We start from the raw sequence: 12,014 nt of genomic DNA, 5'->3' as shown, positions 1-12,014 counted from the left end.
ATGGAATCGTTCTCCCTCGAAGGAAAAGCGGCCGTCGTGACCGGAGGCAATACCGGTATCGGACGCGCGATCGTCGAGTTGTTTGCCGCGCACGGAGCAAAGCTTCTTGTCGCGCATTTCAAGGATCAGGAGCGCACCGCGGCGTGGGCATCGGAGCTGGAGGCACGCGGCGCCGACGTGAAAGTCGTCGAGTGCGATGTCACCGACGATCAATCGGTTGCGCGACTGGGCGACTGGACGCGCCGATCTTTCGGACCGGTCGACATTCTGGTGAACGGAGCGGGCGTCTGCAGCGAAATTCCGTTCGGCAAGCTTTCGGTCTCGGATTGGGACCAGACGATGGCGGTCAACCTGCGCGGCGCGTTCCTCGTCACGCGTCAGTTCTTCGATGGGATGAAAGAGCGCCGCTACGGCCGGATCATCAACATCGCGTCACAGCTGGCCTATAAGGGGACGGTGGACGCGGCGCACTATTGCGCCTCCAAAGCGGGTCTCGTCGGCTTCACGCGCGCGCTTTCCTACGAGGGAGCGCCGTTTGGCGTAACCGTCAATGCCATCGCTCCCGGGCCGGTCGAGACGGCGATGCTGGCCGGTTTCACCGACGAATGGCGCGCGATGAAGTTCGCGCAACTCCCGGCCGGACGCTTCGGTCAGGTCGACGAAATCGCCCCGACCGCGCTGCTATTGGCGTCAGAAACCGGAGGCGCTTACTACATGGGTCAGACGTTGTCGCCGAACGGCGGCGACGTCATGATTTGACGGAACCGGAGATTTCATGAGCAACGATCGCACGACACCCGCACGCAATTTCGAGGGTTACGGCGCCAACCCGCCCTCCGCCAACTGGCCGAACGGGGCACGTATCGCAATCAACCTCGTGTTGAACTACGAGGAAGGTTCCGAACCATCGATCGAGCACGGCGAAACGCAGAGCGAGACCTGGTTCACCGAATCGCATGGCCTGCATTCGGGCGTGGTCGGTCGGGACCTGGCGGCGGAAGGGCTTTTCGAGTACGGCAGCCGAGTAGGCTTCTGGCGGCTCATGCGTATAATTCAAGAGCGTGACTTGCCGGCGACCATTTACGGGTGCGCCCTGGCGCTGGAGCGCAATCCGTCGGCCGCGGCGGCCATTCGAGCGTCGGGCTTCGACGTCTGCAGTCACGGCTGGCGGTGGATACAGCACTATCGGCTTGCGCCGGAAGAGGAGCGGCAGCACATCCGGATGGCCGTCGAGTCGCTCACGCGTACAATCGGCCGGCCGCCCGAAGGGTGGTATTGCCGCTATTCGCCATCGGTGAATACAAGGCGTCTGCTGGTCGAGCACGGCGGCTTTCTGTACGACTCCGACTACTACGGCGACGAACTTCCGTTCTGGACCACGGTAGGCGAGACGCCGCACCTGGTCATTCCGTATTCGCTGACGACAAATGACGGACAATATGCGGGTACCACGGGCACGTCGCAACAGTGGTTCGATTTCATGAAAGACGCATTCGACATGCTGTACAAGGAAGGAGCGAAGACGCCGAAGATGATGTCAGTCGGCCTTCATCTCAGGCTGATCGGGCATCCGGCGAGGGCCGCCGGTCTCGAACGATTCCTCGACTATGTGAAGAGTCACGAGGATGTCTGGTTTGCCCGGCGGATCGATATTGCTCGCCATTGGATCAAAGAGCATCCTTATCACGGTGTGTGACAACCCTCACGCAAGCAACTCCGAGGCGCCCCCCCGAGCGTCCAGAAAGGCTTTCCAACATGCCCAAGAATTCAGTTCTTCCTCTTCTCAACGATACGCAGTCGACGGACAGCACGAGCGACGAAATCTACGAGCGAATCTACCTTGCGATCCTGGAGCATCGGCTGACACCGGGAACGAAGCTGGCTGAGGAGCGCCTTGCTTCGATCTTCAAGGCCAGTCGCGCGCGGGTGCGGGAAGCACTGAGCAAGCTGGCCTATGAGCAAATCGTCGAGGTTTTTCCGAAGCGAGGCTGGTTCGTCGCAAAGCCTTCGGTGGAACAGGCTCGGGATGTATTCGAGGCCCGAAGACTGATCGAGCCCGCTGTCATGCGCCGTCTGGCCAATAGCATGACCGACGAGAAGCGGGCGGCATTGAAGGAGCATCTGGATAAGGAGATTAACGCTCGTAAAGTCGAAGACAAGCGCGCGATCATCCGCTTGTCCGGAGAGTTTCATAACCTTGCGGCAGCGCTCGCCGGTAACTCGTCATTCACCCGCAGCTTGCGCGAGCTTTCCACCCTGACATGCCTGGTCATTCTTCTGTATAACGCACCGATCGTCGCGAGCTGCCGAGCCGACGAACATGAACGTATCGTGGTTGCCTTGAATCAAGGCGATGGCGAAACGGCCGCGAAGATCATGCTCGAGCATCTCGACCACATCGAAGGTTCGTTGGATCTTGACTCGACAGAGGACGAAGCGGACCTTGAAGAGATCTTCCTGCGCTAGTCCGGAGCGGACTAATCTGGAGTTTCGACTTTCTACGCAAACGGATCAGCCTCAGCAGACCGATTGCAAGCGCGCGGCGCACGTCTGCAGGACCTGATCGGGTGGCCGTTTCCACCAGTTGTCGCGCGAAAAGATCTCGACTTCGACCATGCCGGCATAGCCCGCATTTTCGACGCTTCGCCGGAAGTCCCGCAGGTCGATCACGCCATCGCCCATCATGCCGCGATCGAGCAACAGATCGTTCGTCGGTACGAGCCAGTCGGAGACGTGGTACGCAAAAATGCGATCGTCCTTGCCGATCGAAGAGACCGCCGCTTCCAGCCGCGGGTCCCACCAGCAGTGATACACGTCGACAGCAATTCCGAGGAAGCCATCGTTATGCGGATCGAGTTCGCGCGCGATGACGTTCGCCTGATCGATCGTGTTGATCACCGACCTTTCGCCCGCATACATCGGATGCAGCGGTTCGATCGCCAGGCGGACGCCCAGCTTGCGCGCCGCTTCAAGCAATGCGCCGATGCCGTCCCGTACCTGCGTGCGCGCCGCCGACAGGTCGCGGCTTCCTTCAGGCAGGCCGCCTACCACCATCACGAAGCATTCGGCGCCCAGTTCAGCCGCGTCGTTCAGCGCCCGGACGTTCGACTGAATGTTGACCAGACGCTGCGCCTGCGTCGCGGCAGGGAAGTACGTCGACCGACAGTACCCGCTGACCTTGAGTTCCAGCGCACGAATCTGCCTGGCGATCCTGCTCACGCCGGCCGTTTCGACTTCATGACGCCACGGTGCCAGTCCACCGAACCCCGCTTTGGCGATCCGGTCGATCGTCACGTCGATGGTTTCGCGATGTCCGAGTGTCGCGGTGTTGATGGAACAACGGGCGGGGTGAAGAGGTTCCATGATCATTGCGTGCATCCGAGCGTGGTCATGACCGCTCGCATGCGGCTGACGGCCAACTCGGGATCCTTGAGCAGATTCGCCTGATCGGCGAGCCGGAAGACTTCCGCCAGATAGGCAGGCGGCCTCATGCCATGATGGCCGCCGAGCATGAAGAAGTGCGGCTGGAATCCGTTCAGATAGGCGAGGAAGACGACTCCGGTCTTGTAGTACTGTGTCGGCGCGCGAAAGATATGGCGCGACAGCGGCACCGTTGGCGCGAGCAGCTCGTCATAGCGAGCGAGATCGTTCGCGGCGAGCGCGGACAACGCCTGTGACGCCGCAGGCGCGATCGCATCGAAGATGCCGAGCAGCGCGTGCGAGTAACCGAATTCATCGCCGGCGATGAGCACCGGGTAGTTGAAGTCGTCGCCGGTGTACATCTTCACGGACGCAGGAAGACGTCGGCGGAAGGCGATTTCCTTCGCGTCATCCAGCAGCGAAATCTTGATGCCATCGACTTTCGCTTCATTCGCGACGATGACTTCGAGACAGACCTTGGCCGCGTTTTCGAAGTCGGCATGACCCCAGTATCCGGCCAGTTCGGGATCGAATGCCTCGCCGAGCCAGTGAAGAATGACCGGCTTGTCGCACGCGGCCAGCACTTCGCGATAGACACGAATGTAGTCGTTCGCATCCCTGGCCACGCGCGCGAGGGCGCGGCTCGCCATCAGGATGATCTGGCCGCCCGCGCGCTGGACGCTCTCGATTTGCGTCAGGTAGGCCTTGATGACATCGTCGCACGAGCGCGCGTCGTTGACCGGCAAGTGATCCGTGCCGCAGCCCGATGCGATCGACGCGCCGGGAATGTCGCGCGTTTCATTCAGCGTGCGGACGATCAGCTCTTTCGCCGAGTCCCACGACAGGCCCATGCCGCGTTGCGCCGTATCCATCGCCTCCGCGATCCCCAGACCTTGCTCCAGAAGATAGCGGCGATATTCGATGGTCCGGTCCCAGTCGATCGCGCAGGCTTGTCCGAGTTCGCCGCTACGCAGCGGATCGGCGACCACGTGCGCCGCCGAGTAGGCGATGCGGTTGAACGCCGTCGCGGGCTTGACGACCTGCAAGGGCGTGCCGGTCAGACGGTAGTCGGCGAGCGCGCCGTCCAGGGTGGGAAGCTTGATTTGCATAGTTCGAATCTCGAAATCAGTATTTGGAAACAAGAAGACCGCCATCGACGCGGATCGCCTGACCCACGCTGAACGGCAGACCACCCGTTGCGAGCGTGCGTACCGTAAGCGCGACTTCATCCGGCTTGCCCCATCGTTTGATGGCGGTCAACCCGTCCTCCATGAGCGCGTCGTAACGCGCCTTCGATGGCGCGGTCATTTCGGTTTCGATCAGGCCCGGCTGTACTTCGAATACGCTGACGCCCAGTTCAGCCAGCCGCAGACCGAACAGGGTAGTGGCCATCGACAGCCCTGCCTTCGACACGCAATATTCGCTGCGCTGTGGCGACGCCGCCACGGCGTTGGATGAGGTGATCGTGATGATCGAGCGATTGACCGCCGACTGCCGCGCCCGCGCGACACGCCGGCCGAATGCCTGCATCAGGAAGAAGGTGCCTCGCGTGTTGACGTTGAGGCATCGGTCGTAGCTTTCTGGCGTGACGTCGAGCAGATCGCCGCGCGACATGACGGACACGCCAGCGTTGTTGACCAGGCAGGTGACGGGGCCGAGCGCATCGTCGACCGCCTGAAACAGCGCGTCGTGATGCGCAATGTCCGCGAGATTCGATGTCAGCGCCACGCACTTCACACCGACGCGTTCGATATCGGCGCGCGTGGCGACCAACTCCTCCGATGTCTCGACGTCCGTGATGGCGATGTCGAACCCGGCATTGGCAAGTTCGAGCGCGATCGCCCGACCGATGCCGCGACGAGCGCCCGTAACCAGCGCGACCTGGCGTTGTTCCATGTTTCATCTCTTCCTAAGTAACGATCCGTTTCGTTATTTAATACCTGTCGAAACGCGCTGTCAAAAAAGGGTTTTCCCCTATGAAGCGGAAAACCCTTGTGCGATGGAGCGAAGAAGAGAGGAGCGCGGCGCGATCAGCTCGGGCGTAGCAGGCTGAAGACTGTTTCGAGATTGAAGTCGAGACGTTTCTGAAGCGCTTCCTTCGAGACGAAATCGAAGCCGAAGATGACTTCGCCGGTGAAGCGATTGGTCAAATAGTAATAACCCAGCGCGGCGATGGTCAGGTGCAACTGGCTTGCATCGACGCCCGCCTTGAAGTCGCCGGAGGCTACGCCTCGCTCGAGAATATGCTGCAGCATGTTGACGAAGCCGCGATGCAGTTCGCTGAACCGTCTCGACTTCTTGACATGCCGGGCCCGGTGCAGATTTTCGCTGTTCACGAGCGACATGAACTCCGGGTTCTTCAGGTAATAGTTCCAGGTGAACGTCACGTAGGCCCGGATCGCCTCGACGGGCGCGAGCTTATCGAGGCCGAGCGCTCTTTCCTCGGTCCGGATGTCGGTCCACATTTCCTCGAGGACGGTCTGGAACAGCTCTTCCTTCCCCTTGAAGTACTCGTAGATCATCCGCTTGTTGACGCCGGCCTTCTCGGCGATCGTCTCGATGCGCGCGCCGCCCAGTCCAACTTTCGCGAACTCGGCTTTGGCGGCAGTGAGGATTTTGGCTTGCGTCTGGATCGGATCGCGCAGCCGCTTGGCACGCGCGGGCTTCTCGACAGCGCGTACTTCGCCGCCCGGTTCGACTGGGGTCTGCATATTCGTGGGTCACATCCAAAGTTAAACGGTAACTGACAACGCCATCGCGTCGCAATCGTGGCGTACGAGCGGCTCTGTACGCATCGATCATCGTAAACCCGATTTCAGGCGCTTTTCCCTTGAACGTCGCTTTTGCCTGTGCCACGATTCGTTTCAAGTAACGATACGGTTCGGTACTAAAGATTTTCGAATCAGGAGGCGTTGTGAAAAAGTGGACCAGTGCGCAAGCCGTTGCGGCTTCGATCTTCGACGGTGCGACGATCGCCATCACCGGATCGGGCGGCGGGCTGCTCGAACCGGACGCGATCCTCGCTGCGATCGAAGCGCGATTTCTCGAAACCGGCCATCCGCGCAATCTGACGGTCGTTCATGCGCTGGGCGTGGGCGACGGGCAGGGCAGCGGCCTCGGCAGATTCGCTCACGCCGGGATGGTCAGGCGCGTGATCGGCGGCCACTGGGTCTGGTCATCGGCGATGCAGAAGCTGGCCGAAAGCGGTGCGATCGAGGGCTACAGTTTCCCGGGCGGTGTGATTGCGACCTTGTTCCGCGAAATCGGCGCGGGCCGGCCGGGCGTGATTACGCGCGTCGGCCTGAGAACCTTCGTCGATCCACGTCTGGACGGCGGCAAGCTGAACGACGTCACCACCGAAGATCTCGTCGAGCTGATCGAAATCGACGGCACGGAATTCCTGCGCTACAAGCCCTTCAAGATCGACTTCTCGATCGTCATGGCGTCGTCCGCGGACGACAGGGGCAATCTCTCGACCCGTCATGAACCGGCGGACCTCGACATCTATGCCGTCGCGCTGGCCGCGCACAACAGCGGCGGCAAGGTCATCGCGCAGGTCAAATCGCGGCCGCGTCTGCACGTGCCCGCTCGTCTGGTTCGTGTGCCTGGCGTGATGGTCGATTTCACTGTCGAGACCCCGGCTCAGCGCCAGTGCCAGATCAGCGAGTACGACGCCACGTTGAGCGGCGAAGCGCTCGGCGAGACACCCGATGTCGAGATGCCCGATGGCATGCGCCTCATCGTGGCCGAGCGCGCGGCCCAGGAGCTTGGCATCGATCAATCCGTGAACTTCGGCTTCGGCTTTCCGGGCGCGATTCCGGCCGTCCTCGCCTCGCAAGGTCGCGGCGACGAGTATTGGGGTTCTGTCGAGCAGGGCGTCCACCGCGGCTCGATGCTCGACGGCTCGATGTTCGGCACCGCGCGCAACGCCGACGCCATCATGCCGAGCGTCGATCAGTTCGACTGGTATAGCGGCGGCGGTATCGACGTGACCTTCCTCGGCATGGGCGAGTTCGACGAAGAAGGCAACGTGAACGTGTCGAAGCTCGGCTCGACGGTCGTCGGGCCGGGCGGATTCATGGATATCGCGCAGGGCGCGAAAAAACTGGTGTTCTGCGGCGCGTTCGAGGCCAAGGGCTTGCGTGTGGAACGCAAAGGCGACGCGCTCGACATTCTCTCGCCGGGATCCGTGCCGAAGGCCGTGAAAAAGGTGCGGCACGTGACGTTCAGCGGCGTGCAGGCGCGTCTGGACGGAAAGGAAGTTTTCTATATCACCGAGCGCGCGGTGTTCAGGCTCGATGCGCTCGGCGTGTGCCTCGTCGAAGTGGCGAAGGGCGTCGACATGCACCGCGATGTGCTCTCGCGCATGGAGTTCACGCCGCTCATCGACGAGCGCCTGCTCGAAGCCGCTGCGGCTCACTGACAAAGAGGTTTTACATGTCCGACACCGACATTCTCTACGAGGCCAAAGGTGGCGTCGCCACGATTACGCTCAACCGCGTATCGCGTCATAACGCGTTGACGTTGCAGATGCTGGATGACATTGAACGCGCCGTGACGGACGTCGAGCGCAATGATGAAATCCGCGTGCTGAAAATCGAAACCGCGAGTCCGCGCTTCTTTTGCAGCGGCGCGGATATCAACGAGTGGGGCGATATCGATCCGCAGAAGATGGGCACGCGCTTCATTCGCGAAGGCAACCGCGTGTTCCGTCGCATCGCCGAACTCGACAAACCGACGATCGCTGTTCTTTCCGCCAGCGCGCTCGGCGGCGGATTCGAACTCGCGCTGACGTGCGATCTCCGCTACGCAAGCAAACAGGCAACGGTCGGCTTTCCTGAAGCGTCGGTGGGCGCCATCCCCGGATGGATGGGCTGCTCGCGGCTTTCCGAACTCGTCGGCGCGACGCGCACGCGTGAGTTGATTCTTCTCGGTGAACCGATCTCCGCCGAAACCGCCGCTGCATGGGGCGTGATCAACGAGGCCGTCGAAGCGGATCAGTTGCGCGGCCGCGTCGACGCAATCTGCGCAACGCTCATCAAGCGATCGAGGACTTCGCTGTCAGTCGGTAAGCGGCTCGTTCGGATGATGGAGACGGGCCAGCACGAATACGCTCACGAACTCGCCGCATCGGTGTGCAAGGCGTCCCCCGATGCAATCGAAGGCGTCGCGGCATTTCGCGAGAAACGCCCCGCATTTTTCCGGTAACTCTCAAGCCGCATCAGCGGATCAGGCATTTCAGGAGACAGGAGTCGCTCATGGACCGTACAGCTATCCGGTGGCGCATCTGCGCGCTGCTTTTCTTCGCAACCACGATCAATTACCTCGACCGTCAGGTGTTGGGACTGCTCAAGCCCGAGCTTGCCGTCACGTTCAACTGGACCGAGACACAGTACAGCTACATCGTCATGGTGTTCACCGCGTGTTATGCAATCGGCATGGTGTTGTCCGGAAAGATGGTCGACAAGTTCGGCGTCAAGATCGGCTACGGCGTGTGCGTGCTGGTGTGGAGCATCGCCGCATGCGGCCATGCGCTCGTGCGCAGCACGATGGGCTTCGGCGTCATGCGTGCCCTGCTTGGCATCTCTGAGTCCGGCAGCTTCCCTTGCGCGGTGAAGAGCGTGTCGGAGTGGTTCCCGCGCAAGGAGCAAGCGCTCGCGGTGGGTATTCTCACCTCCGGTACCAGCATCGGCGCGGTGGCGGCACCGGCGACCGTTCCATGGCTCGCCGCAACGTATGGCTGGGAGGCTGCGTTCTTCGTCACCGGACTGACGGGCTTTATCTGGCTGGGCTTCTGGTACTTCATGTATCAGGTGCCGGCGAAACACGCGAAGGTCAACGAGGCGGAGCTCGGCTACATCAGCGAGGATTCAGCGCCCGCTCCCGCGACGCAAAAGGTGAGCTGGTTCACCTTGCTCAAGCTGCGCCCGACGTGGGCATTCTTCGCAGGCAAGCTTCTGACCGACCCGATCTGGTGGTTCATGCTCTTCTGGCTGCCTTCGTACTTCAATTCGCGCTTCCACCTCGATCTGAAGAACCTCGGCCTGCCGCTGGTGATCGTGTACGTCTCGACCTCGATCGGCAGCATCGGCGGTGGTTTCATCTCGTCCAGGCTGATTCAGCGCGGCTGGTCCGTGACGAAGGCGCGACAAACCACCATGCTGGTCTTTGCGTTTCTCGTGATGCCGATTGCGTTCTCGCCGTTCATCGAGAACATGTGGGCGATGGTCGGCCTTCTGAGCCTCGCGGCGGCTTCGCATCAGGCATGGTCGGCGAACCTCTTCACGACCGCTTCCGACATGTTTCCGAAGGCGGCAGTCGGTTCGGTCGTCGGGATCGGCGGCCTGGCCGGTGCGCTGGGTGCGACGCTGTTCCCGCTCGTCGTCGGTGCGGTGCTGGACCATTTCAAGGTGCTCGGTCACATCGACGCCGGCTACAACGTGCTGTTCGTCGTCTGCGGTTCGGCTTATCTCATCGCATGGGTCGTGATGCGCGTCATTCGCTCGTCGAGCAAGCCCGTCGACATCGCGCAACTTGCGCCGGCCGCTCACGGTTGAAGTCAGTCGGCCCGGTACCAGCGACCCGATTCCGGGCACACGGCAACTGGCGAGCCGTTCAACCACACTTGTTCTTCATCCGGTAACGGCGACGTCGGACGGGCGACGTCAAAGTCCACCTCGAGGACTTGCGCAACCTGGGCGTCCTCGATCGGAAGCTCCCAGCTCAGGAATATCTGGATGCAGTCCTGATCCGGCGCGAAATCGGCCTCATTGAAATTGTCGCGGTGGCGCTGAATCACGCCATGAGGCTGACCGGTATCGAATATGAGGGCTGTTCCGCGGGTCAGCGGAATACGAAGTCCCGTGGCGGGAAAATGCACGTCCAGGCCACGGTCCTCGCTCAGGAAGAGATTGCAGAAGGCCTTGCCGCCATATTGCGCGGCGTCATGGTGATAGCGCGCGCCACGACACGCCATGAGCGCGACGTCGCTGTCGGCGAGCACGCCGTGCAGTCCAAGCGCGCGTGTCCAGTCCGACATGGTCTGCACGCAGCGCTTGTAGTCCGGCCAGCGCATTTGCGTTCGCGCCAGAGGCATTGGCTCGACATCGCCGGGTTCGAGAGCGAGCCGCGACGATGTCTCTCTTTGCCAATCCGCGAGCAGTCGTGCGGAGGGCGCGGGCACGTCGAGCGTGCCAGAGAGAACCACGTCACTGACGCTTCGACTGCGGATCGCGTCGCCGCTCCAGAAATAGGAAGTCAGCATGTCTCGCCTGCGATGCTTTCGATGGAAATGTGTCCGCGCCATTGTAGCGATTCAGACGGAACACCCCTGCGAAACCGATAAGATTGGAAACGATCGTCGCCGCACGAGACGACGACACGACCTCGCGGCTGTCGCCGGCATGGTTTCAGGTATGAAGAAAATCGTCGCTGGCGAAGCGTGACGCGCTCACAGGAGACTGCCATGCGTATCGGCGTACCCAAGGAAGTGAAGATCCATGAATATCGCGTCGGACTGACGCCGGCCAGCGTGCGCGAACTCACCGCGCGTGGACATCCGGTCGTGGTGCAGGCGCAAGCCGGCGACGCAATCGGCCTGACCGACGAACAGTACCGGCTGGCGGGCGCGGAGATCGTCGCGGAGGCCGCGGAAGTGTTCGCTTCCGCCGACATGATCGTCAAGGTCAAGGAGCCGCAGCCCGCCGAGTGTCAGATGCTGCGGCCCGGACAGATCCTCTATGCGTATCTGCATCTCGCGCCGGACCCGGTCCAGACGAAGGCGCTCGTAGAGTCCGGGGCGATCTGCATTGCCTACGAGACCATCACCGGGTCGGGCGGCGGACTGCCGCTGCTGGCGCCGATGAGCGAGGTCGCCGGACGCATGGCGGTGCAGGCCGGCGCGCACTTTCTGGAGATCGCCCAGGGCGGGCGCGGCGTCCTGCTCGGGGGCGTGCCTGGCGTGACGCCTGGCCACGTCGCCGTGATCGGCGCGGGCGTGGTTGGCACGAATGCGTTGCAGATGGCGGTCGGACTCGGCGCGCGCGTCACCGTGCTGGACAAGAACGTCGATCGCCTGCGTCAGCTCGATCTGGTTTACGGCAATCGGATCACGACCGCGTTTTCCAACGCGCAGAGCATCGAAGAGGCCGTGCTCGATGCGGATGTCGTGATCGGCGGCGTGCTGATACCGGGTGCATCCGCGCCCAAGCTCGTCACCCGGGAACACGTCGCCGGCATGAGGAAGGGCGCGGTGATGGTCGATGTCGCCATCGATCAGGGTGGCTGCTTCGAGACGTCGCATCCGACCACGCATGCCGATCCCGTCTTCTTCATCGATGGGGTCGTGCACTATTGCGTCGCGAACATGCCGGGAGGCGTGGCGCGCACGTCGACGTTCGCACTGAACCATGCAACGATCGGCCCCGCGCTCATGCTGGCGGACAAGGGCTGGAAGCGTGCGATGAAGGAAGACGTGCATCTTCGCCGCGGACTCAACGTGTGTGACGGGAATGTCACTTACAAGGCGGTGGCGCGCGATCGCGGTTATCAATATGTCGATGGGGAGTCGCTTCTTGATGGGTAGTTTGCCCAAT

The 12,014-nt window shown here is 61.9% G+C and carries 12 protein-coding genes; 7 read left to right on the top strand and 5 right to left on the bottom strand.

Translation table 11 applies throughout. The annotated features are described in order from the left end of the window. From NK8_RS24495 to NK8_RS24485, 3 genes are read left to right on the top strand one after another with little or no spacing between them, the layout of a single operon-like run. On the top strand, positions 1-759 hold the full coding sequence (locus NK8_RS24495; RefSeq protein ID WP_213230713.1) for an SDR family NAD(P)-dependent oxidoreductase: 759 nt from the start codon (positions 1-3) through the stop codon (positions 757-759). Positions 760-775: 16 nt separating this feature from the next. Then, positions 776-1,696, top strand: a complete 921-nt coding sequence (locus tag NK8_RS24490) for an allantoinase PuuE (RefSeq protein ID WP_213230711.1) — start codon at positions 776-778, stop codon at positions 1,694-1,696. 59 nt (positions 1,697-1,755) lie between these two features. Beyond that, complete coding sequence (locus NK8_RS24485) at positions 1,756-2,466, top strand: GntR family transcriptional regulator (protein WP_213230709.1); 711 nt, start codon at positions 1,756-1,758, stop codon at positions 2,464-2,466. Positions 2,467-2,517: 51 nt separating this feature from the next. Here NK8_RS24485 and NK8_RS24480 read toward each other — a convergent pair whose 3' ends face one another. The 4 genes from NK8_RS24480 to NK8_RS24465 form a co-directional block, all read right to left on the bottom strand. After that, positions 2,518-3,363 (bottom strand): sugar phosphate isomerase/epimerase, encoded by an 846-nt coding sequence (locus NK8_RS24480; protein WP_225936366.1) that lies wholly within the window; start codon positions 3,361-3,363, stop codon positions 2,518-2,520. Between the two features lie 2 nt (positions 3,364-3,365). Continuing rightward, positions 3,366-4,529, bottom strand: coding sequence for a dihydrodipicolinate synthase family protein (locus NK8_RS24475; RefSeq protein ID WP_213230705.1), 1,164 nt, complete (start codon positions 4,527-4,529; stop codon positions 3,366-3,368). 16 nt (positions 4,530-4,545) lie between these two features. After that, a complete protein-coding gene (locus NK8_RS24470) occupies positions 4,546-5,316 on the bottom strand; it encodes a 3-ketoacyl-ACP reductase (protein ID WP_213230703.1) in 771 nt (256 codons plus the stop codon). A 134-nt stretch (positions 5,317-5,450) separates the two neighbouring features. Next, complete coding sequence (locus tag NK8_RS24465; RefSeq protein ID WP_213230701.1) at positions 5,451-6,131, bottom strand: TetR family transcriptional regulator; 681 nt, start codon at positions 6,129-6,131, stop codon at positions 5,451-5,453. A 203-nt stretch (positions 6,132-6,334) separates the two neighbouring features. Here NK8_RS24465 and NK8_RS24460 point away from each other — a divergent pair, with 203 nt between their 5' ends. The 3 genes from NK8_RS24460 to NK8_RS24450 are packed head-to-tail and all read left to right on the top strand — an operon-like array spanning position 6,335 to position 9,977. After that, positions 6,335-7,843 (top strand): acyl CoA:acetate/3-ketoacid CoA transferase, encoded by a 1,509-nt coding sequence (locus tag NK8_RS24460; RefSeq protein ID WP_213230700.1) that lies wholly within the window; start codon positions 6,335-6,337, stop codon positions 7,841-7,843. Positions 7,844-7,857: 14 nt separating this feature from the next. After that, positions 7,858-8,628 carry an enoyl-CoA hydratase/isomerase family protein gene (locus tag NK8_RS24455; protein WP_213230698.1) on the top strand — a complete coding sequence of 257 codons (771 nt, stop codon included), beginning with the start codon at positions 7,858-7,860 and terminating at the stop codon, positions 8,626-8,628. A 50-nt stretch (positions 8,629-8,678) separates the two neighbouring features. Continuing rightward, a complete protein-coding gene (locus NK8_RS24450; protein ID WP_213230696.1) occupies positions 8,679-9,977 on the top strand; it encodes an MFS transporter in 1,299 nt (432 codons plus the stop codon). A 2-nt stretch (positions 9,978-9,979) separates the two neighbouring features. Here the strand turns inward: NK8_RS24450 and NK8_RS24445 are convergent, their stop codons facing one another. Continuing rightward, complete coding sequence (locus NK8_RS24445) at positions 9,980-10,684, bottom strand: hypothetical protein (protein ID WP_213230694.1); 705 nt, start codon at positions 10,682-10,684, stop codon at positions 9,980-9,982. A gap of 201 nt (positions 10,685-10,885) precedes the next feature. Between NK8_RS24445 and ald the strand changes: the two genes are divergently transcribed. Beyond that, positions 10,886-12,004, top strand: coding sequence for an alanine dehydrogenase (gene ald / locus NK8_RS24440; protein WP_213230693.1), 1,119 nt, complete (start codon positions 10,886-10,888; stop codon positions 12,002-12,004). The last annotated feature ends 10 nt before the right edge of the window (positions 12,005-12,014 follow it).

The sequence above is a fragment of the Caballeronia sp. NK8 genome, assembly GCF_018408855.1.
Taxonomy (GTDB): Bacteria; Pseudomonadota; Gammaproteobacteria; order Burkholderiales; family Burkholderiaceae; genus Caballeronia.
The sequence above is the reverse complement of the archived record's forward strand: the minus strand, read 5'-3'. Positions and strand labels throughout refer to the sequence as shown.